Here is a 20,938-nt window from a genome sequence, read left to right on the forward strand (position 1 = left end):
GGGGGAGCCGGACCGCCGGGACGGGAGTACGGCGGCGGGCGGCCGCGTTTCTTTCGGCTCATCCGCCTCGTTGGGCCGTTGTGCCATGTGAGTGATGCCCAGCGATGCGGAGTGCCCCGTGCGAATGACCGACATCCAGCGTTGCGAGATCCGGGCAGGACGTCTCGTGGAATGGACGCTGCACCCGCGGAGCGTCGAGGCGGCGACCGGCCTGGCCGAGGACCGCCGGCCGCCCGCGTACGTACAGGAGTCCCACGTACGGACGGCGCGCTCGGTGCGCGAGGACGGCCTGTTCGTACCGACCTGGCTCGGCACGGCCTTCGACGTCCCCGGACAGGTCGATCTCGGCGTCCTCCAGGACGCGCTGCGGGCCTGGACGCTCCGGCACGAGACGCTGCGCAGCGGGTTCCGCTGGGTCGGTGACGAGATGCGGCGCTACACACTGGACGCCGATGCCGTCGAGCTGCACCGGGAGGACGTCGGCCCCTTCGCCGACCCGGGCACGCTGACCCGGTACCTGCAGGACCGGTTCGACGTCGCGGCGAACGCCCTCACCTGGCCGAACTTCATCTACACCGCGGTCGTCAGGGACGAGGGGACGAGCGTCTACATGGCGTTCGACCACAGCAACGTCGACGCGTACTCGATCCAGCGCATCCCCGCCGAGATCCACGCGCTCTACGCGGCGGGCCTCGAGGGCCGGGCCGTGGACACGCCGCCGGTCGCCAGTTACGTCGACTTCTGCGCGACGGAGCGCACGCACGCCGACGGGATCGACGACACGCACGCGATCGTGGCCCGGTGGCGGGAGTTCATCGCCCGGTGCGACGGAAAGCTGCCCGATTTCCCCGTCGACCTCGGCCTCGATCCCCAAGGGCCGCTGCCCGCCCAGAAGTTCACGCACGACATGCTCGTGGACGACGCGGACGCGGCGGCCTTCGAGGCGTACTGCCGCCCGTACGGCGGAAGCCTGATCGGCATCCTCGCGGCCACCGGACTCATCGTCCGCGAGATCGGCGGGCAGCAGGTGTACCGCACCGTGGTGCCGTTCCACACCCGGGCGAACTCCCAGTGGTCGGATTCGGTCGGCTGGTACGTCGGCGGTGCGCCGATCGAGGTCCCGGTGGGGCGGGCGGCGGATTTCGACGGCGCGCTGGCGATGGTCCGCTCGGCGCTGCGGGAGAACCGCGCGCTGTCCCGGATGCCGATCGCACGCGTGCTCCGCCTGCTGGGCTCCGACTTCCGGCCCACCTCTCCCGACCTGTACTCGATCGTCTCGTTCGTCGACGCGCGCGGCACCGCCGGATCGGAGCGGTGGCAGGACCTCAAGGCGTACGGGCTGATCCGGGTGTCGTACGGCGACCAGGTGTGCGCGTGGGTCACCCGGCTCCACGAGGGCCTGCAGTTCGCGGCCCGCTACCCGGACACGGCCCTCGCGCACGAGAACATGCGGCGGTACGTCGAACGGCTGCGGTCCCTCATCGTCTCGGTGGCGCGCGAGCACGCGGCCGTGGGCGCCCGATAAAAACAAATTCGCTTATACGACTTTCCTGGACGGCCACCCGTTTCCACCACTGCGGAATGGAAAATTACCTGCTCACCGCAACCCCTGTGTTACGGTGGACTTAATTGCAGTTGTGGTTCCCGAAATACTTCCTATTTACCGGTGAGCTTTCCGGCGGGGCGTTTCCGGGCACTGCCCCAAAGGAGAATTAATATGGCATCCGGCACCGTGAAGTGGTTCAACGCAGAAAAGGGCTTCGGCTTCATCGAGCAGGAGGGCGGCGGCGCCGACGTGTTCGCCCACTACTCGAACATCGCCTCCTCGGGCTTCCGTGAGCTCCAGGAAGGCCAGAAGGTCACCTTCGACGTCACGCAGGGCCAGAAGGGCCCGCAGGCCGAGAACATCGTTCCCGCCTGACGCCGACGCCCACGCACTGCCGGGGTCCGCACCATGGGGTGCGGGCCCCGGCGGCTTGCTAGAGTCCCGCCCATGTCGACCCCTGACGACCTGCTCATCGATCTCGCTGCCATGGTCGAGTCGGAGCAAACCAATCAGATGTCCCTGACCGTCGTCGTCCACGGCGCCGTCATCACCGGCCGCCTGGCCCCCGAGAGCGTCTGGCGCCAGCGCGTCGCCGAAGTCCTCCAGGACTCGGACCAGCTGACCCCGTTCGCCGAGGTCTTCAGAAGCCCCGGACCCACGGGCCGGCCCTCGCACCTGCACTTCCATGTGGCGCGCATCCTCCAGGGCACCCTGGGCATCCCCGAGACCGGCGGCATGTACCGGATCGCCGTCAAGGACGTCAGCGCCTGGACTGTCGGGGACTTCAGCTACTCGGACAAATAACTCCCGCGCCCCCGCGACCACCGCGTCCGCACACCCCGCGCGCACACCCCGCCCGCCCGCCGAACGGGCCTCCCGCAGAATGGCGTCATGCGCATTTCGATGCTGGGGGCCCTGGAGGTACGGGGCGATGACGGGGGCGGCATCGGGATCGGCGGGGCGCGGTTGCGGACCCTGCTCATCCTGCTGGCACTGGAACCGGGCCGGGTGGTGGCCTCCGAGCTGCTGATCGACGGGATCTGGGAGAACGATCCGCCGATGGGCGCCGCGAACGCCCTGCAGGCGCTGGTGTCCCGGCTGCGCCGCGCGCTGCCCTGCGTGGAGGTCGCCTCGCATCCGGCCGGCTACCGCCTCGTCCTCGACCCGGACGAGGTGGACGTGGTCCGCTTCGAGCGGCTGGCCTCGGCCGGACGCGCCGCCCTGGCCGGCGACCCCGGCGGGGCCGCGGCGCTGCTGCGGCAGGCGCTGGGGCTGTGGCGCGGACCGGCGCTGCTGGACGTGGCCGCCTCCGACTTCTTCCGGGGGCCGGTGGCCCGGCTCGGCGAGCTGCGCATGGCGGTCCTGGAGGACCGCATCGAGGCCGACCTGCGGGTGGGGCGCGGCCGGGAGCTGACCGGCGAGCTGACCTCCCTGGTCGCCGAACACCCCCTGCGGGAAGGGCTCGTCGGGGCGCTGATGCGGGCCCTCGTCGCGGCCGGACGGCCCGCCGAGGCCCTCGCCGCGTACGGCAGAGCGCGCGAGGTCCTCGCCGAGGAGCTCGGCGCCGACCCGTCGCCGGAGCTGTCGGCGCTGCACACCGCCGTCCTGCGCGGCGAGTTGACCGCCCCGCCCGCGGCCACGGCCCCTGCTGCCCCCGCCCGCGCCGCGGCGACGGCCGCGGCGGAACCCGCCGACGCCCCGCCGCCGACCAACCTGCGGGCCCCGCTGGCCAGTTTCGTGGGACGGGACGAGGACCTCGCCGGGGTGGAGGACCTGATCGGCAGGTTCCGGCTGACCACCCTCACCGGGCCCGGCGGCGCCGGCAAGACCCGGCTGGCCCTGCAGAGCGCGCGCCCGCTGCTCGACCGGTTCCCCGACGGCGTCTGGCTGGTCGAGCTGGCGCCGCTGAGCGCGGGGGCCGGCGTACCGCAGGCCGTGCTGACCGCGCTCGGCATACGGGAACACGCGCCGGCGGCGGGCGACCCGCTGGACCGGCTGGCCGCGGCGCTGCGCACCCGTACCGCCCTGCTGGTGCTGGACAACTGCGAGCACCTCATCGGGGCAGCCGCCGCCGTGACCGACCGGCTGCTCGGCGAATGCCCCGGGCTGCACGTCCTGGCGACCAGCCGGGAGCCGCTCGGACTCACCGGTGAGGCCCTGTGGCCGGTGCGCCCGCTGGCCCTGCCGCCCCAGGGCGCGGACGCGGCGCGGGCCATGTCGTACGCCGCGGTCCGGCTGCTGAACGACCGCGCGTCGGCGGCCCGTCCGGGCTTCACGGTCACCGAGGAGACGGCCCGCGAGGTGATCCGGATCTGCCGGGCGCTGGACGGGATGCCGCTCGCCATCGAACTGGCCGCGGCCCGGCTGCGCACGATGAGCCCCGAGCAGCTGGCCGCCCGGCTCGACGACCGGTTCCGGCTGCTGACCGGCGGCTCGCGGACGGCTCCGCGCCAGCACCAGACGCTGCGCGCGGTGGTCGACTGGAGCTGGGACCTGCTCACGGAGGCGGAGCGTGCGCTGCTGCGCCGGCTGGCCGCCTTCCCGGGCGGCGCCACGGTGGAGGCCGCCGAAGCGGTGTGCGCGGGCGGTCCGGTCGAGGCGTACGGGGTACTGGACCTGCTCGCCTCGCTCGCCGACAAGTCCCTGCTGGTGACGTCGGGCGACGGGCGCTACCGGATGCTGGAGACGATCCGGGCGTACGGCCTGGAGCGGCTCGCGCAGGCCGGGGAGCAGGAGCGGATCCGGCAGGCGCACGCCGCCTACTTCACGCGGCTGGCGCGGACGGCGGACCCGTACCTGCGCCGGGCCGAACAGCTGGAGTGGCTCGCGCGGCTCGCCGTGGACCACGACAACCTGAACGCGGCGCTGCGCGGCGCGATCGCGGCGGGCGAGGCGCGGGAGGCCGTACGGCTGGTCGCTGCGGCCGGGTGGTACTGGTGGCTCAGCGGCCGCAAGGCCGAGGGCTCCGAACTGTCCGCGCAGGCCCTGGCGCTGCCGCTGCCGGACGGGGAGCCGGAGTCGGCCCGCGACGAGGAGAGCCGCGCGCTTGCCTGCGCGCTGGCCGTGCTGTTCGCGACCTCCGGGCTCGGCGACGACCGGCAGACCGCGGACATGCTGCGCCAGGGCATGCTGCTCGCCGAACGGACGGGCACGCGGCATCCGGTGGTGCGGTTCATGGAGCCGCTGGACCGGCTGCTGCACGCCGACGCCGCGAGCGGGCCGCCGCTGGACGCCTGGGAGGCGCTGCTGGCCGACGAGGACCCCTGGGTACGGGCGCAGGCCCTGCTGGGCGGCGCGCGGACCCGGCTCGGGGCGGGCGGCCCGCCCGCCGAGGCGGAGGCGCGGATCGAGGAGGCGCTGACCGGGTTCCGGGGGCTCGGGGAGCGCTGGGGGATCTCCTTCGCGCTGACCGTACTGGCCGAACTCGTCGCCCAGCGCGGCGACTTCCGGACGGCGCTGGATCACTACGAGGAGGCCATCACCGTCATCGGCGAGATGGGGGTCGTCGAGGACCAGCTGCACGCGCGGGTCAAGCAGGCGCAGTTGTACTGGCTGGCCGGGGAGCCGGCGGCCGCCGCCGCGGCCATGGCGCGGGCGGAGCGGGACGCCCAGGCCGCGGGCTGGCCGGAGGCACTGGCCACGACGGCGCACGGCCGGGCGGACCTGGCGCGCTGGAGCGGGGAGCCGGCACGGGCGCGCGCCGATGTGGCACGGGCCCGGGAGGGGATCCGCGGGGTCGCCGTCCACCAGGTCTTCCACGCGCTGCTGCTCGACACCCTCGGCCATCTGGACGCCGCGGAGGGCGAGTTGTCGGCAGCCGCCGCACACCGGGCCGAGGCCCTGGACCTGGCGCTGGGTTCCCTGCACGCCCCGACCGTCGCCCAGGTGCTGGTCGGGGTGGCGGACCAGGCGGTGCGGCTGGACCGGCCGCAGGAAGCGGCCCGGCTGCTGGCGACGGCTCTGGCGGTGCGGGGCGGGCCGGACCGTTCGCGCCCGGACGCGGAGCGGGTGGAGCACGCGGCGCGCGCCGCGCTCGGGGAGGAGTACGAGGAGTACTTCGCCGAGGCGGCGCGTCGCGCGAGCACGGTGGCACTGGAGGACGTGCGGGAGCCGGCGCAGGTCACGCTGGGCGGTTGAACAGCCTGTTCGCCCAGAGGCAGGCGGCCACGGTGATCCCGGCGCACCAGGCGACGGCGGCGACTCCGTCACTGCCGACCGGGGTGTCCATGAGCAGGGCCCGGATGGTCTCGATGACCGGGGTGAAGGGCTGGTGCTCGGCGAAGACGCGGACGGCTGCGGGCATCGAGTCGGTGGGGACGAAGGCGCTGCCGATGAAGGGCAGGAGGGCCAGCGGCATGACGATGTTGCTGGCGCCCTCGGGGCTCTTGCTGAGCGTGCCGAGCGCGACGGCCAGCCAGGTCACGGCGACGGTGAGCAGGGCGATGAGGCCGAGTGCGGCGAGCCAGCCGGTGGGACCGGCGTTCGGGCGGAAGCCCATCAGCAGCGCGAGTCCGATGACGATGCCGACGCTGGCCATGGTCTGGATGATGCTGCCGAGCACGTGGCCGACGAGGATCGAGGAGCGGGAGATCGCCATGGTGCGGAAGCGGGCGACGATGCCCTCGGTGAGGTCGGTGCAGACGGACACCGCGGTGCTCATGGAGGCGGCGGTCACGGTCATCAGGAGGATGCCCGGGGCGAGGTAGTTGATGTAGTCGCTGCCCGTGCCGATGCCCGCGGCGAGCGGGCGGCCGAGGACGTAGACGAAGAGCAGCAGGAAGACGACCGGTACGGCGATGGTGCCGATGGAGAGGCCGGGGTAGCGCAGGGCGTGCTTGAGCTGGCGGCGCAGCATGGTGGCGCAGTCGCGGAACAGGTGCTTCGCAGGGGCGGCGGGGGCGGCGGCGGTGGTCATCGCACGGACTCCTTGTCCTGGGTCGGGATGGTCTGCCCGGTCAGGGCGAGGAAGACGTCGTCGAGGTCGGGGGTGTGCACGGTGAGGCCGCCGACCTCGATCGCCTGGGCGTCGAGCCGGTCGAGCAGGGAGCGCAGCGAGCGCACGCCGCCGTCGCTGGGGACGCGGAGGGTGAGGGTCTCCTCGTCGCGGGAGACCTCGCCGAGGGTGCGGGCGGCGCGCTCGAAGCCCGCCGGGTCGGTGAACTCCAGGCGGATGTGCCCGCCCGGGACCAGCCGCTTCAGCTCGTGCGCGGTGCCCTCGGCGACGAGCTTGCCGCCGTCGAGGACGGCGATGCGGTCGGCGAGCTGGTCGGCCTCCTCCAGGTACTGGGTGGTCAGGAAGATGGTGACCCCGTCGGCGACGAGGTCGCGGATGATCGCCCACATCGCGCGGCGGCTGCGCGGGTCGAGGCCGGTGGTCGGCTCGTCGAGGAAGATGATCCGCGGGCCGCCCATCAGGGTCATCGCCAGGTCGAGGCGGCGCAGCATGCCGCCGGAGAAGGTCATGGCCACCTTCCCGGCCGCGTCGGCCAGGTCGAAGGCCTCCAGCAGCCCGGTGGCCCGGCGCCGGCCGGCGGCCTTGCCGAGGTGGCGCAGGTCCGCCATCAGGCGGAGGTTCTCCTCGGCGGTGAGCAGCTTGTCGACCGCCGAGAACTGGCCGGTCACCCCGATGGCGGAGCGTACGGAGTCGGGCGATGCGGCCAGGTCGTGCCCGGCGACGCGCACCTGGCCGGCGTCGGCGGCGATGAGGGTGGAGAGGATCTGGACGGTGGTGGTCTTCCCGGCGCCGTTCGGGCCGAGCAGCGAGAAGACCGTGCCCGCCGGGACGTGCAGGTCGATGCCGTCGAGGACGGTCTTGTCCCCGTAGGACTTGCGGAGCCCGGTGGCGGCGATGGCCGCCGGCCGGGTCGCGCGGGTCGGGATCTGGGCCATGGTGTCCACTCGTTTCGCGGTCGCTCCGTTGTTGACGCCGTCACCATGACGGGGAGTCCTGACCGGCCGGAGACAGACCGCTGAGCGCCGCTGACAGACCGCTGACACGGGGCCGGAGGCAAATGTTCTGGTGGGGTACACGCCTGTTCAGCCGGGTATATCCCCTGCGACTGAGACCGTGAGACAGCGCGATACAGCGCGACGCCGCACCCCGGTCATCCGCCGGGGCCGCCCGTCGGAGGAGCGCAGCGCCATGCACCGTACAGACCTCACAGACGTCGCAACCCACGAGGCCAGGGCCCTGTCCGTGTCACTGTTCCGGAGACTGGCCGAGCTGGAGGAGGGCAGCGCGGAGTTCAGCTACGTCCGCAACACCCTCGTCGAGCTGAACCTCAGCCTGGTGAAGTACGCCGCCCGGCGGTTCCGCGGCCGCAGCGAGCCGATGGAGGACATCGTCCAGGTCGGCACGATCGGCCTGATCAAGGCCATCAACCGGTTCGACCCGGAGCGGGGGGTGGAGTTCACCTCCTTCGCCCTGCCGACGATCACCGGGGAGATCAAGCGGTTCTTCCGGGACACCAGCTGGGCCGTCAAGGTTCCGCGCAGGCTCCAGGAGCTGCGGATCGACGCCGCCAAGGCGCACGACGCGTTGGAGCAGGAGCTCGGCCGCGAGCCCACGGACTCCGAGCTCGCCGGGCAGCTGCACGTCACGTCCGAGGAGCTGGCGGAGGGCCGCAAGGCCGCGTCCGCGTACTCCGTGCGCTCCCTGGACGCGCCGGCCCAGGAGGAGGGGGACCGGGACCCCGGCGCCGACCGGCCGTCGCTGGGCGAGGAGGAGCCGGCCTACGACCGCATCGAGTGCCTGGAGTCGCTCAAGCCGATGCTGGCCTGCCTGCCCGAGCGCGAGCGCATCCTGCTCTCCCTGCGGTTCGGGCAGGAGCTGACGCAGTCGGAGATCGGCGACCGGCTGGGCCTGTCCCAGATGCACGTGTCCCGCCTGCTGGCGCGCACCCTGGAGCGGCTGCGCACCGGACTGCTCACCGACCCGGACGCGGCGGACGGCGAGGCGGACGAGGAGGTGTCCGCGGCCGGCTAGGACGGGGACAGGGCGCCGTCCGCGCTCGGCTAGGGCACGTCGCTCGGCTAGGGCACGTCCAGGGGCCGCCCGCGCGCCGGGACCTCCAGCCAGACCGTCTTGCCCGGCCGGCCGTCCTGCGACGGCTCCCAGCCCCAGCTGCGCGCGAGCCGTTCCAGCACGATCAGCCCGTGTCCGCCGGGCAGTGCGCGGTCGCCGGGCGGCCGGCGCCTGGGGGGCTCGCGGCTGTCGTCGCTGACCTCCACGCGCAGCCGCTCGGGGGTGTGCCGCAGGACCAGCTCGCGGGGGCCGCCCCCGTGCAGACAGGCGTTGGTGACCACCTCGGAGACCAGGAGCAGCACGTCCTCCGCGGACTCCGCCTCGCCCGGCCACTGCCAGTCGGCCAGCGCCCTGCGGGTGAAGTCACGGCACCGGCCCACGACACCGGTCGTGGCACCGCCGAGAACGAGCCTCCGCGTCTGCTCGGCCACAGGGCCTCCCGTTCTCCGCGCCTCTCCGCGCCGCATGTACCCCTACCCGGGGCTGTCAATCCTAGGCTGGCCGCCGCCGACCGCCTTCCGCTGGAATTTCACATGTCGGAAACTAGATTCCGCCATGCGGTAATCTAAGATCCATTCACTCGACGGAAACCAGCGGAACCCCAGGAGGAACGCATGACCGAGAGCCGCGTCGCCCTGATCACCGGCTCCTCTTCCGGAATCGGCGCAGCCGTCGCCCGCAGGCTGAGCGCGGAGGGCATCCGCGTCGTCGTCAACTCCGCCCGCAGCGAGAGCGCCGGAAAGGCGCTGGCCGCGGAGCTCCCGGGCGCGGTGTACGTGCGCGGGGACGTCGCCGACGCGGCGGACGCCCGGCGGATCGTGCAGAGCGCCGTCGACGCCCACGGACGGCTCGACATCCTGGTCAACAACGCGGGCGTCACCCGGTTCATCCCCCTGGACGACCTGGAGGCCGCGGACGCCGGCGCCTGGCGCGAGATCTTCGACGTCAACGTCATCGGCGCCTGGCAGATGGTCACCGCCGCGGCCCCCCACCTGCGGGCGTCGGGAGCGGGCTCGGTCGTCAACATCTCCTCGGTCTCCGCCACCCGGGCGCTGGGCAGCTCCGTCCCGTACGCCGTCAGCAAGGCCGCGGTGAACCACATGACCCGCCTGCTCGCCTCCCAGCTCGGCCCGGCCGTCCGGGTCAACGCCGTCGCGCCCGGCCTCATCGACACCCCCTGGTACGAGGGCGCCGAACAGGTCTGGGAGAGCTCCCGGGAGTGGATCACCGAGAACACCCCGCTGCGCCGGGTCGGCACCCCAGAGGACGTCGCCGAGGCCACGCTCTACCTGGTGAACGCCGCCTACACGACGGGGGACGTCCTGACCGTCGACGGCGGACGCCACGTCGTCTGAGCCGCCCGGAGGCACCGGCCGCACCTATTCCACATCGTGGACAACTACTCTCGTTCCATGAACGCAGAAGCCCACGACCTCGCCGCCGCGAAGGACGCTGTCAAGGACGCCGACCGGAAGCACGTCTTCCACTCCTGGTCGGCACAGGAGCTCATCGACCCGCTCGCCGTGGCCGGGGCCGAGGGCTCGTACTTCTGGGACTACGACGGCAACCGCTTCCTCGACTTCTCCAGCGCCCTCGTCTACACCAACATCGGGTACCAGCACCCGAAGGTCGCCGCGGCCATCCAGGAGCAGGCGGCGCGGCTCTGCACGGTCGCGCCGGGCTTCGCGGTCGACGTCCGCTCCGAGGCGGCGCGGCTGATCGCCGAGCGCACCCCCGGCGACCTGGACAAGATCTTCTTCACCAACGCCGGGGCCGAGGCCGTGGAGAACGCCGTCCGCATGGCCCGGCTGCACACCGGCCGGCCCAAGGTGCTGTCCGCGTACCGCTCCTACCACGGCGCCACCTCCACCGCGATCAACCTGACCGGTGACGCCCGCCGCTTCGGCAACGACACCGCGACCGCCGGCGTCGTGCACTTCTGGGGCCCCTTCGCCTACCGCTCGCCCTTCTACGCGGCCACCGAGGCCGAGGAGTGCGAGCGGGCCCTGCGCCACCTCGAGGACACCATCGTCTTCGAGGGCCCGCAGTCCATCGCCGCGATCATCCTGGAGACCGTCGGCGGCGCCCCGGGCGTCCTGGTGCCCCCGGCCGGCTACCTGCCCGGCGTGCGCGCGCTCTGCGACCGCTACGGCATCGTCCTCATCCTCGACGAGATCATGGTCGGCTTCGGGCGCACCGGCCGCTGGTTCGCCGCCGAGCACTGGGACGTCGTCCCCGACCTGCTGTGCTTCGCCAAGGGCGTGACCAGCGGATACGTCCCGCTCGGCGGGGTCGCCATCTCTGCCGCCATCGCCGAGACCTTCGCCCGACGGCCCTACCCGGGCGGGCTGACGTACTCCGGGCACGTGCTGGCCTGCGCCGCCGCGGTCGCGACGATCAACGTCATGGAGGAGGAGGGCACCGTCGAGCAGTCCGCCCGCACCGGCGCCGAGCTGCTCGGCCCCGGGCTGCGCGCGCTCGCCGAGCGGCACCCCTCGGTCGGCGAGGTCCGCGGGCTCGGCACCTTCTGGGCCCTGGAACTCGTACGGGACGGGGCGACGCGCGAGCCGCTGGTGCCGTACAACGCCTCCGGTGCGGACAACGCGCCCATGGCGGCCTTCGGGGCCGCCTGCAAGAAGGGCGGGCTCTGGCCGCTGACCGCCGGCAACCGCATCCACGTCGCGCCGCCGTGCAACATCTCGGCCGAAGACGTGGCCAAGGGCCTGGCGATCCTCGACGAAGCCCTGTCGGTCGCCGACGCGCACACCGCCTGACCTGCACAGACGTACGGTCGCCCAATCCGTGGGTGCCGCTCTCGGAGGATCCGCGCCATTACGAACGGCACGTGAACGTGCTGAAATCCGAAAGAGCACCTACGGACCGGGATGCACGTCAGTCCCGGGGCGGTCCTCCGTGACCGAACGGCGGGGAGCGGGCCGACCGCTGGACGCCGGGCGTACGGGATCCCCTCAACCGGACTCCGTGTACCCGAAGGAAGACAGGCATGAGCAAGCACGTCCTCGCGCAGAACCAGTACGGCAAGGCCGAGAACCGCATCGTCAAGGTCACCCGCAAGGGCGGCGACGGCTCGTGGCACGAGATCCGCGACCTGAACGTGTCGGTCGCGCTGCGCGGCGAGTTCCGCGACGTCCACCTGACCGGCGACAACGCCAACTGCCTGCCCACCGACACCACCAAGAACACGGTGTACGCCTTCGGCAAGGAACACGGCATCGACTCCCCCGAGGCCTTCGGCATCCTGCTCGCCAAGCACTTCGTCTCCTCCCAGTCGCCGATCCGCGAGGCGCAGATCCGCATCGAGGAGTACGCGTGGGACCGCATCCCGGTCCCGACGCGCAAGGAGCAGCACTCCTTCGTCCGCAAGGGCCAGGAGGTGCGCACCGCGCAGATCACGTACAGCGAGACGACGGGCCTGCAGGTCATCTCGGGTCTGAAGGACCTGACGGTGATGAACTCGACCAACTCCGAGTTCCACGGCTACATCAAGGACAAGTACACGACCCTCCAGGAGGCGTACGACCGCATCCTGGCGACCAAGGTCACCGCACGGTGGGCGCACTCGGCGCTGGCCGCCGACGACGCCTCGTACGACTGGGACCAGTCGTACAAGAAGGTGCGCAAGAACATGCTGGAAGCCTTCGCGGAGACGTACTCGTACTCGCTGCAGCAGACCCTGAACCAGATGGCCGAGCGCGTGCTCGACACCTGCCCCAAGGTCAACGAGGTGCGCCTGAACCTCCCCAACAAGCACCACTTCCTCGTCGACCTGGAGCCCTTCGGCCTCAAGAACGACAACGAGGTCTACTTCGCGGCGGACCGGATGTACGGCCTCATCGAGGGCACGGTCCACCGCGACGGGGTCCAGCCGGTGATCGCGACCTCCGACTGGATCGTCGCGTAACCCCTTCCGTTTGCCGCTCCGTTCGGCCCGGACCGTTCCGCGGGGTCCGGGCCGTTCGCCTGGGTGGGCGACTTCCAGCCGCGGTTCCGGTTCGGTAGCCGAAACGGACCCTTGTGCCGATCGCCGTACCCAAGGAGGCTGTGCAGCCGACGCGTTGACACGAGTGGGCGAGGGGGCCGGTAGTTCATGCCGACGGCGATCAGGGAGTGGCGGGGCTGGACGGGCGCCGCACCCTTCTGGCTGAACTCCTTCCTGCTGCTCCTGGCCCCTTTCACCGCCGTCACCCTGTTCGGCCAGCTCGGTGTGATCGCGGCCCTGGCCGCGCTGGGCGGCCTGGCGCGGCACCTGTGGTCCGGCGACTACGGCCACCCGGCGGTCCACCTCGCCGCGGTTCTGATGGGCGTGGCGACGGCGACTCTGGTGACGACCTGACTCACCCGTTCGGGCGTACGGCGGCCCACCCCCGGCGCGGGGTGGCCGGACCGGCCGTCAGCTGGGAAAACGTCCGGATCACGAGGTGACACGCCCGTGACGTTCCGTCAGTCTCCCGTGTTTCACCGGATGCCGGAGGGCAGAGGAGGTATCCACTGCTCACATGACCCGGCCGCCCGAGCCGGACCGGAGGGACCCGCATGCCCCGCGCCAAGTCGGTCGTCGCCGCGCTGACGGTGGTTCTGCTGGCTGCCGGGATCGGTGTGCTGCAGCGCACCGAGGGTGCCGGCCCCGCGGCCGCGACCACCGACGACGCCCTGCCTTCGCGGGCACTGGGACTGTCCGACCACCGGCGCCTGGCCCGGCAGCGGGAGCATGCGGGTCCGCACGTTCCCGGGCACGGCGCCCGCTCGCCGAGGACGGCCGCGGGCCCGTTGCGGCCGGTCACGGGGGCGCTGGGGGCCGCACGGCCGCTGCGGCTGCGCGTGCCGAGCCTGGGCATCGACGTACCGGTCACCGGCGTGTCCGGTGCGCTCGCCGGGGCCGAGGGTGCCGAGCAGGCCGAGGGCGCCGACGGGACCGCCGGAGCCGACGGGACGGACGCCCGCGGCGAAGTCTCCTGGCATGCCGACGGTCCGGCGCCCGGATCGGCCGGCACCGCCGTGGTCGGCGGATCCGGCCTGGACCTCGCCGGGCTGCAGCGGGGCCGGACCGTCGAGATCTCCCGCGACGACGGCGTGACGGCCGTGTTCACCGTCGTCCGGCTCTCCCCCGGCGCGTCCGGCGGCCACGAGGACCGGCCCGGGCGGCCCCAACTGCGCCTGACCGGCGGGGAAACCGCGGTGCTGGCCCGGCTGACGGGGCAGCGCCGGGGCCGCTGACCGGCCCGGCGTCAGCCCTGGGGGGCTCTTCGTTCCGCCGGTCGGGGGCTTCTGGGGACCCGGCCGGGAGCCGCCCGGCGTGTCGGGGCACACCCCTCGCATGAGCGGGAGCCAGTACGTGCGCGCGGCCGTGACCAGGGCCCTGACCAAGGCCCTGACGGCGGTCTGCGTGGTGCTGCTGTGCGTGTTCGGCGCGGGTCCGGCCGCGGCGACGGTCGCCGAGTCCCGGCCCTCCTCCACCGCCCCCGCCGAGCCCACCGAGGGACAGTCCGACCCGGCCGCCGACCCCGAGGCGCGGGCCGCCGTACGGTCGCTGCCGCGCGGGGTGCCCGGCGTACGGCGGACCCCGCTGCCGGTGTTTCACGTGAAACATGGGCAGGACCGGCCGCCCGCGGCCGCGCCCGTGTGGCGGACGGCCGAACCGGCGCTGTCCGCGCGGGCGGCGCGGAGTGTGGTCCTGCGCTGCTGAGCGGGCCGAGGCCCCGTAGCGACGCAGTCCCCCACACCCCCTGAACACCGTGAGGTTCCACCATGCCCATCGACGCCTACGCCGCCCTGAACGCCATGCTCCGCGCCGAGGCCGCCCGGTTCACGCCGCCGGTACGCCAGAGCGCCGACCCGGCCGCTTCGCAGAAAACCCCTGCCTCGACCCCCGAGCCGGAGAGCGAACCGCAGCAGACCGCTCCCGCGGACTCCGCCGCGTAGACCTGCCGCGGAAAGGGAGGAGCACCGGTTCCCGCGCCCTCGGCAACGGAGCGTGGCCATGTGAGGTCCGACCACGGGCACGGGAGCCGGCGCCGCTCGCAGCTGCTACGTGCGGTTGTACAGCCGCATCGTGACGGGTCCGAAGACCAGGACGAGAAGTCCCGCCCACCCCAGCGACCAGGCGATCTCGGTCGCGGGCCACTCCCCCGCCATCAGACCGCGCACGGCGGTGGTGAGGTGGGTGACCGGGCTGTTGTTGACGAAGGCCTGCAGCCAGCCCGGCATCGTCCTCGGGTCCACGAAGATGTTGCTGAGGAACGTGAGCGGGAACAGCACCATCATGCTCACTCCCATGACGGACTTCTCGCTGCGCAGCAGCAGCCCGAACATCGTCCACACCCACGAGAAGGCGAACGAGAAGACGATCAGCAGCGCCACCCCGGCCAGCACCCCCATGGCCCCGCCCGCCGGGCGGAAGCCCAGGATCAGGCCGACGGCCAGCATCACGGCGGACGCGATCGTGTAGCGCAGCATGTCGCCGAGCAGGTAGCCGACCATGGTCGAGGGCCGCCAGATGGGGAGCGTGCGGAAGCGGTCGAAGACGCCCTTCTCGATGTCGGTGTTGACGGAGACCCCCGTGTACATCGTGATCATCACGATCGACATGACGAGGATGCCGGGCAGCAGGGTCTGGATGTACGTCCCCGGGGAGCCGGCCAGCGCGCCGCCGAAGAGGTACGTGTACATCAGCACCATCATGATCGGGAAGGCGGTTACGTCGAAGAGCTGCTCGGGGACGTGCTTGATCTTCAGGACGGCCCGCCACCCGAAGGTCAGCGAGGTCGAGAGCGCGCTCGGGCGGGGCGGGCGCCGGCCGGAGACCAGGAGCGCGGCGAGCTGATCGGCGCGCGGGGCGGCGAACTCCAGGTCGGGGGCGGCCGTTTTGGCGGTTCCGGCGCTCCCGGCGGTTCCGTCGGCACCGCTCTCGTCGGTCTCGACGCTCATGCCGTCACCCCCTTGTCGTCGGTGAGCGCGAGGAAGACCTCGTCCAGGCTGGGCTGGCCCAGCGCGAAGGTGTCGACCACGATCCCGGCCCGGGCGAGCTCGGCCAGGGCCGCTGCGGCGGACCGGGCGTCGTCGACGCGGGCGGTCAGCGCGACGGGATCCGGATCCGGCGTGACGGACTCGTCGAGCACGGCGGCCAGCAGGCGCACGGCTTCGTCCCGCTGGGCCGGGTCGCGCAGGCGGACGTGCACGCTGCCCGAGCCGACCGAGGCCTTCAGCTCGCCCTTCGTGCCCTCGGCGATCACCTTGCCGTGGTCGATGACGGCGATCCGGGAGGCCAGGTGGTCGGCCTCGTCGAGGTACTGCGTGGTGAGCAGGACGGTGGTGCCCTGCGCGACGACGGCGCGCACGATCTCCCAGACCTGGTTGCGGCTGCGCGGGTCGAGGCCGGTGGTCGGCTCGTCGAGGAAGAGCAGGTCGGGGGTGTTGAGGATGGAGGCGGCGATGTCGATCCGCCGCCGCATCCCGCCGGAGTACTGCTTGACCTGGCGGCCGGCCGCGGCCGAGAGCCCGAAGGCCTCCAGCAGTTGGGCGGCGCGCTCCCGCGAGGCGGGCCGGGAATGCCCCAGCAGCCGCGCGAGCAGCACCAGGTTCTCCGTACCGGTCAGGTCCTCGTCGACGGAGGCGTACTGGCCGGTGAGGCTGACCCGGCTGCGCACGGCGTCCGGTTCACGGGTGACGTCCTTGCCGAAGACGCGGGCCTCCCCGCCGTCCGGGCGCAGCAGGGTGGCCAGCATCTTCACCACGGTGGTCTTGCCGGCCCCGTTGGGGCCGAGGACTCCGTAGACGGTTCCCTCCGGCACGGCGAGGTCCACCCCGTCGACGGCCCGGGTGTCCCCGAAGACCTTGACGAGGCCGGCGGTCTCGATCGCGTGGCCGGCGGCCGTGGGACTCAGTCCTCGCGCGTGTAGTAGCGGTAGAACGCCACCCCTCCGACACCCAGGCCGGAGAAGAGGCCGATGACGCTGGAGCCGAGCACACTGGCGCCGGTGAGGCTGTGCAGGTAGCCCACGGCGATGCCCGCGAAGACGCCGTACGCGGCGGCGTGGGCCTCGCGCTTGAGCCGGGGGCCGACCCGGTTGAGGCCGAACATGACGGCGGCGAACAGCGCGCCGCACAGGATCCCGTAGAACACGTTGCCCGCGTCCACCGGGCCCATCTGGCGCTGGATGAAGGCGGCCCAGACTCCGTAGACGAGACCCATGAGCAGGGCGCGCGTGAGGGCGTTCCTGGCGAGGTGGTCCGTGTCCGTCGTCCGGCGGGTGTAGTGGCCCCGGGGGGCGGTGGGTGCCGCATGTGCCATGACGGGCTCCTCTCTCCCATCATCCAGGGCACACCCGCGGTCCCCGCCCGGCAAGTGGATCAACCGCGTACCGCCACGGCGTCGATCTCGAAGAGCATGCCGGGCAGGGCGAGCGAGGCCACCCCGACCAGGGTCTGCGCGGGCAGCTCGGTGCCCCAGGTGGCGTGCAGCTCCTTGAGGAGGACGGCCAGCTTCTCCTGGTCGTGGCCGACGACGTACGTGCCGATGCGGACCACGTCGGCGGGGCCGAGGCCGACGGCGGCCAGCGCGGTACGGAGGTTGGCGAAGGCCTGTGCCACCTGGTCGGCGAAGTCCTCGGAGACCACGTGGCCGCTGTCGTCGGAGCCGTACTGGCCGGCTATGAAGACCTGCTCGCCGGGGGCGGACACGATGTGGCTGTAGCCGTAGCCGGTCGGGTGGTGGAGTCCTGCCGGGTTGATGATGCTGCGCGTCATGCCGAGCTCCTGTTTTCCGTGTCCGTACGTGCGGGGTGTGGCTACTGCGCGGCCAGCCAGGCGCGGAGCCGCTCCGGGGCGTCGGGGGCCTGGCGTTCGGCCTGCCTGCGGATCTCGTCGAGGTCCTGCGCGGCCAGGGCCGTGCGCCAGGCCAGTTCGGCCCGGGACATGGCGTGCGCGATGGCGCAGCCCGGCGCCTCGGCGGCCGCCCGATCGGAGCGCCCGGGCCCCTGCTGCCGGATCTCCGTGCACCGGAAGGCCTCCTCGGGCCCCTCGACGGCGGCGACCACGTCCATGAGCGAGATGGCGGCCAGCGGGCGGGCCAGCCGGAAGCCGCCGCGGGGGCCGGAGGTGGAGGTGACGATGCCCGCCCGGGCCAGCGCCTGGAGCTGCTTGTTCAGATAGGCCGCCGGCAGGTCGTGCCACGCGGCCAGCCGCGCCGCCGGCACGGCCCGGTCCGGCCCGCTCCACGCCAGGTTGACGCAGCTGTGCAGCGCCCACTCGACGCCCTCGCTCATCTTCATATCCTGGATATTAAATGTCCAGGACTTCGCCCGCAAGGACGCCTCGCCACCCACCCGCAGCAACACAGCTCGCGCCGGGCCCCGCCCCGGCATTCCCTGGTGACGTGCGCACCATCCTGTCGGCGGTACTGATCGCGCTCGTGGCCCTCCTGGTACCCGCGAGCGCCGTCGCGTACTGGGCCGACCGCGAGCTGGGCAGCGCCGACCGCTACACCGCCGCCATGGCCCCGCTCGCCGGCAACCCCGCGGTCCAGGGCGTCGTCGTCACCCAGGTCACCCGCGCCCTCGCCGACCAGATCGACGCGGGCCCCTTCCAGAGCGGGGTCGACACCCTGCTCGGCGAAGCCCTGGGCTCCTTCGCCGGCACGCCGGCCTACCGCACCGCCTGGGACGCGGCCAACCGGGCCGCCCACGCCGCCTTCCTCGAGGCGCTCACCACCGGCCACGGGGACGCCGTCACCATCGACCTCGCGCCCGTCATCGCCCAGGTCAAGGGGGAACTCGTCGCCGACGGCGTGCCGTTCGCCGACCGCATCCCGGTGACCCATGTGTCCGTCAAGGTCATGGAGTACGACAACCTCGGCGCGCTCCGGAAGGGTTTCCGCATGCTCCAGATCGCGGGCGTCTGGCTCCCCGTGCTGACCGTGGTGCTGGCCGCGGCGGCCATCGCGGTCGCCGTCCGCCGCCGGCGGGCCGTGGTGGCCACCGGGCTGGGACTCGCCGCAGGGGCCGCCCTGCTGTGGATCGCGGTGGGCGTCTGCCGCCGGATCACCCTGGACGATCTGCCGGCCGACATCGACCGGGAGGCCGCCGGAGCGGTGTACGACGCCCTCACCGCGTTCCTGCGCACCACCGCCTGGGTGGTGCTGGCCGTCGGGCTCGCCGCCGCGCTGGGCGCCTGGGTGACGGGCCGGCTGCGCCGCACCCCATAAGCTCGGAAGGTACCAACGTACGCAGAACGACGCAGAAGAGCCCAGAAGAACCGATTCGCGAGCGGCGGCACGGAAGCGGAATGAGCACCGAACGCACCGAACACATAGCGGCCGGGCGAGGCCGGCCGCATCCGCTGGCCCCGCCTTCCTGGCTGCTGGGCGGACTGCGGCCGAGCACCGCACCGATCCCCTGGGCCGCCGTGGCGCGCGCGGCGGTCGCGCTGGCCGCCCCGCTCGCCGTCGGATTCGCCCTCGACGAGCCCGAGTACGGCGCCCTCGTCTCCATGGGGGCCCTGTCCGGGGTCATCGGCGACACCGCCGACGCCTACCGGATGCGGATCCTCAACATCGCCGTCCCGCAGCTCTTCGGCGCCGTGGGCGTGGCACTGGGCACCCTGGTCTTCGGGCACGGCTGGGTGGCCGTCGGCGCCCTCACCCTCGTCGCCCTGGTCTCCGGGATGATCTCCTCGATCGGCACGGTCGCGTCCGTCTCCGGTCTGCTGCTCCTGCTCAACGCCGTGATCGGCGCCGGTCTGCCGCTGCCGCAGCCCTGGTGGACGGCCCCGCTGCTGCTGAGCGCGGGCGGGCTGTTCGTGCTCGTGCTGACCCTGCTGGGCTGGCCGCTGCGCGGCCGCCGGCCCGAACGCACGGCCGTCGCCGCCACCTACCGGGCGCTGGCGGAGGCCCTCGAGGCGGCGGGCGGACCGGATTACGAGGAGCGCCGCCGGCAGGTCACCCAGGCCCTGAACCAGGCCTACGACCTGGTGCTGGGCCACCGGGCCCGGGTGCACGGGCGCAGCCCCTCGCTGGTGCGGATGCTGGCCCAGCTCAACGTGGTGATCCCGCTGGTGGAGGCCGCCCCCGCCGCCCACCTGCGCGGCCGTCCGCTGCCGCCCGGGATCCCGGCGGCCGTACGGGAGCTGGCCGACGCCGTCGAAGAGGGCCGCACCGGAACGCCCGTACCCGACCTGCCCGCCCCGCACACCCCGGCCGAGCGGGCCATCGACTCGGCCCTGCGGCACGCGGCGGCCGTCGTGCACCTCCCCGAGCCGGACCCCCACAACATCGACGACCGGCTCGGCCGGCCCGCCGCCCTGCGGGTCCGGGCCCGGCGCGCGGTGCGCTACGTGATGTTCTCGGGGGCCTCCTGGCGCTACGGACTGCGGCTCGCGCTGTGCATCGGGCTCGCCCAGTCGCTCGTCTCGCTGGTCGAGGTCGAGCGCTCCTACTGGGTCGCGCTGACGGTCACCTTCGTCCTCAAGCCCGACTTCGGCTCGGTGTTCTCCCGGGCCGTGCTGCGGGCGCTGGGCACCGCGGCCGGGCTGGTCGTCGCCGCCGCCGTGCTGGCCGAGGTACCGCGCGGCTGGTGGGACGTGCCGGTGATGGTGGCGCTCGCCGCGCTGATCCCCGCGTTCTCCGCCAAGGGGTACGCCTTCCAGACCGCCGCGATCACCCCGGTGATCCTGCTGCTGTCGGACCAGCTCAACCACCAGGGCTTCGACCTGATCCGGCCGCGCCTGCTGGACAGCCTGATCGGCTGCGCCATCACCCTCGTCGCGGGCTACCTGCTGTGGCCGGAGAGCTGGCACGCCCGGATCGGGGACCGGCTCGCCGACGCCGTGGACGACGCCGCCCGGTACCTCGAGCGGGCCTTCGCCCCGGTGCCGGACGAGGCCGCGCTCGGGGCGGCGCGCACCGCCCGCGTCCAGGCCCGGCGGCGGATCTACCGGGACCTGTCGGGCGTGCGCAGCGAGTTCCAGCGGGCCCTGACCGAGCCGCCGCCGACGGGGGCCCGGGCCGCGGCCTGGTGGCCGCTGGTGGTGGCCGTCGAACGCATCGTGGACGCGACCACCGCCGCCCGCGTCCGGGTCAACCACGGCGCCGAGCCGCCCGCGGCGGGCGAGGTGGAGGGTCTCGCGCGGCAGCTGCGCGAGCTCGCCGGGCGGGTCCGCAGCAGCACGACCCCGGTACGGGTCGCGGCGGAGCCGGCGGGCGACGAGTCGAGCGTCCTGGCCCCGGTCCACCAGGAGCTCGCGGCGGCCCGCGCCATCACCCGCCCGGGTGGCTGACCGGGGGCCGCGACGCCGGATGCGCCCGGCTCGGCGGCGCCCCGGTGCCGGTCCCCCGGATGGCCCCGTGGCAAGGCCGC

At 73.1% G+C, this 20,938-nt stretch carries 22 protein-coding genes; 14 read left to right on the forward strand and 8 right to left on the reverse strand.

Features of this window, described 5'->3' with window-relative positions; translation table 11 throughout:
- Window positions 1–124 precede the first annotated feature (124 nt).
- The 4 genes from ACIPUC_RS19140 (at window position 125) to ACIPUC_RS19155 (ending at window position 5,683) form a co-directional block, all read left to right on the forward strand.
- Window positions 125–1,525, forward strand: coding sequence for a condensation domain-containing protein (locus tag ACIPUC_RS19140; protein ID WP_446590766.1), 1,401 nt, complete (start codon window positions 125–127; stop codon window positions 1,523–1,525).
- Window positions 1,526–1,717: 192 nt separating this feature from the next.
- On the forward strand, window positions 1,718–1,921 hold the full coding sequence (locus ACIPUC_RS19145; RefSeq protein ID WP_030011983.1) for a cold-shock protein: 204 nt from the start codon (window positions 1,718–1,720) through the stop codon (window positions 1,919–1,921).
- Window positions 1,922–1,993: 72 nt separating this feature from the next.
- Complete coding sequence (locus tag ACIPUC_RS19150; RefSeq protein ID WP_446590767.1) at window positions 1,994–2,350, forward strand: hypothetical protein; 357 nt, start codon at window positions 1,994–1,996, stop codon at window positions 2,348–2,350.
- A gap of 87 nt (window positions 2,351–2,437) precedes the next feature.
- Window positions 2,438–5,683: a BTAD domain-containing putative transcriptional regulator gene (locus ACIPUC_RS19155; protein WP_446590769.1), complete on the forward strand. Its 3,246-nt coding sequence runs from the start codon at window positions 2,438–2,440 to the stop codon at window positions 5,681–5,683.
- Here the strand turns inward: ACIPUC_RS19155 and ACIPUC_RS19160 are convergent.
- Entirely contained in the window at window positions 5,667–6,461 is a 795-nt protein-coding gene (locus tag ACIPUC_RS19160) for an ABC transporter permease (RefSeq protein WP_446590771.1), read from the reverse strand. The genes ACIPUC_RS19155 and ACIPUC_RS19160 overlap by 17 nt on opposite strands.
- Complete coding sequence (locus ACIPUC_RS19165) at window positions 6,458–7,435, reverse strand: ATP-binding cassette domain-containing protein (protein WP_446590772.1); 978 nt, start codon at window positions 7,433–7,435, stop codon at window positions 6,458–6,460. The genes ACIPUC_RS19160 and ACIPUC_RS19165 overlap by 4 nt, the downstream gene beginning before the upstream one ends.
- A 253-nt stretch (window positions 7,436–7,688) precedes the next feature.
- Between ACIPUC_RS19165 and ACIPUC_RS19170 the strand changes: the two genes are divergently transcribed.
- Window positions 7,689–8,531 (forward strand): SigB/SigF/SigG family RNA polymerase sigma factor, encoded by an 843-nt coding sequence (locus ACIPUC_RS19170; protein WP_446590774.1) that lies wholly within the window; start codon window positions 7,689–7,691, stop codon window positions 8,529–8,531.
- 47 nt (window positions 8,532–8,578) lie between these two features.
- Here the strand turns inward: ACIPUC_RS19170 and ACIPUC_RS19175 are convergent, their stop codons facing one another.
- Complete coding sequence (locus tag ACIPUC_RS19175; RefSeq protein ID WP_446590775.1) at window positions 8,579–9,037, reverse strand: ATP-binding protein; 459 nt, start codon at window positions 9,035–9,037, stop codon at window positions 8,579–8,581.
- 147 nt (window positions 9,038–9,184) lie between these two features.
- On the opposite strand from ACIPUC_RS19175, the gene ACIPUC_RS19180 reads away from it, so the two are divergent.
- From ACIPUC_RS19180 to ACIPUC_RS19210, 7 genes are all read left to right on the forward strand, one after another.
- The gene (locus ACIPUC_RS19180) at window positions 9,185–9,925 is read left to right on the forward strand and encodes an SDR family NAD(P)-dependent oxidoreductase (RefSeq protein WP_446590777.1); all 741 of its coding nucleotides are present in this window, start codon (window positions 9,185–9,187) and stop codon (window positions 9,923–9,925) included.
- A gap of 57 nt (window positions 9,926–9,982) precedes the next feature.
- Window positions 9,983–11,344 (forward strand): aminotransferase class III-fold pyridoxal phosphate-dependent enzyme, encoded by a 1,362-nt coding sequence (locus ACIPUC_RS19185; RefSeq protein WP_446590779.1) that lies wholly within the window; start codon window positions 9,983–9,985, stop codon window positions 11,342–11,344.
- Between the two features lie 230 nt (window positions 11,345–11,574).
- On the forward strand, window positions 11,575–12,492 hold the full coding sequence (pucL, locus tag ACIPUC_RS19190; protein ID WP_446590780.1) for a factor-independent urate hydroxylase: 918 nt from the start codon (window positions 11,575–11,577) through the stop codon (window positions 12,490–12,492).
- A gap of 186 nt (window positions 12,493–12,678) precedes the next feature.
- The gene (locus ACIPUC_RS19195) at window positions 12,679–12,924 is read left to right on the forward strand and encodes a hypothetical protein (protein WP_069920976.1); all 246 of its coding nucleotides are present in this window, start codon (window positions 12,679–12,681) and stop codon (window positions 12,922–12,924) included.
- A gap of 200 nt (window positions 12,925–13,124) precedes the next feature.
- Window positions 13,125–13,805 (forward strand): class F sortase, encoded by a 681-nt coding sequence (locus ACIPUC_RS19200; RefSeq protein WP_446590781.1) that lies wholly within the window; start codon window positions 13,125–13,127, stop codon window positions 13,803–13,805.
- A 100-nt stretch (window positions 13,806–13,905) separates the two neighbouring features.
- The gene (locus ACIPUC_RS19205; protein ID WP_446590782.1) at window positions 13,906–14,274 is read left to right on the forward strand and encodes a hypothetical protein; all 369 of its coding nucleotides are present in this window, start codon (window positions 13,906–13,908) and stop codon (window positions 14,272–14,274) included.
- 62 nt (window positions 14,275–14,336) lie between these two features.
- A complete protein-coding gene (locus ACIPUC_RS19210) occupies window positions 14,337–14,510 on the forward strand; it encodes a hypothetical protein (RefSeq protein ID WP_446590784.1) in 174 nt (57 codons plus the stop codon).
- Between the two features lie 105 nt (window positions 14,511–14,615).
- On the opposite strand, the gene ACIPUC_RS19215 is transcribed toward ACIPUC_RS19210, so the two are convergent.
- The 5 genes from ACIPUC_RS19215 to ACIPUC_RS19235 are packed head-to-tail and all read right to left on the reverse strand — an operon-like array spanning window position 14,616 to window position 17,851.
- Window positions 14,616–15,515, reverse strand: coding sequence for an ABC transporter permease (locus ACIPUC_RS19215; RefSeq protein ID WP_446590786.1), 900 nt, complete (start codon window positions 15,513–15,515; stop codon window positions 14,616–14,618).
- Window positions 15,512–16,471: an ATP-binding cassette domain-containing protein gene (locus ACIPUC_RS19220; RefSeq protein WP_446591162.1), complete on the reverse strand. Its 960-nt coding sequence runs from the start codon at window positions 16,469–16,471 to the stop codon at window positions 15,512–15,514. Before ACIPUC_RS19220 ends, ACIPUC_RS19215 begins: the two co-directional genes overlap by 4 nt.
- A complete protein-coding gene (locus ACIPUC_RS19225) occupies window positions 16,468–16,878 on the reverse strand; it encodes a hypothetical protein (RefSeq protein WP_446590787.1) in 411 nt (136 codons plus the stop codon). The genes ACIPUC_RS19220 and ACIPUC_RS19225 overlap by 4 nt, the downstream gene beginning before the upstream one ends.
- A gap of 59 nt (window positions 16,879–16,937) precedes the next feature.
- Window positions 16,938–17,333, reverse strand: a complete 396-nt coding sequence (locus ACIPUC_RS19230; RefSeq protein ID WP_446590788.1) for a RidA family protein — start codon at window positions 17,331–17,333, stop codon at window positions 16,938–16,940.
- Between the two features lie 41 nt (window positions 17,334–17,374).
- Complete coding sequence (locus ACIPUC_RS19235) at window positions 17,375–17,851, reverse strand: RrF2 family transcriptional regulator (protein ID WP_446591164.1); 477 nt, start codon at window positions 17,849–17,851, stop codon at window positions 17,375–17,377.
- A gap of 110 nt (window positions 17,852–17,961) precedes the next feature.
- Here ACIPUC_RS19235 and ACIPUC_RS19240 point away from each other — a divergent pair, with 110 nt between their 5' ends.
- Entirely contained in the window at window positions 17,962–18,789 is an 828-nt protein-coding gene (locus ACIPUC_RS19240; protein ID WP_446590790.1) for a hypothetical protein, read from the forward strand.
- A gap of 80 nt (window positions 18,790–18,869) precedes the next feature.
- The gene (locus ACIPUC_RS19245; protein WP_446590792.1) at window positions 18,870–20,858 is read left to right on the forward strand and encodes an FUSC family protein; all 1,989 of its coding nucleotides are present in this window, start codon (window positions 18,870–18,872) and stop codon (window positions 20,856–20,858) included.
- Window positions 20,859–20,938 lie beyond the last annotated feature (80 nt).

This window comes from Streptomyces sp. LARHCF249 (genome assembly GCF_052871255.1).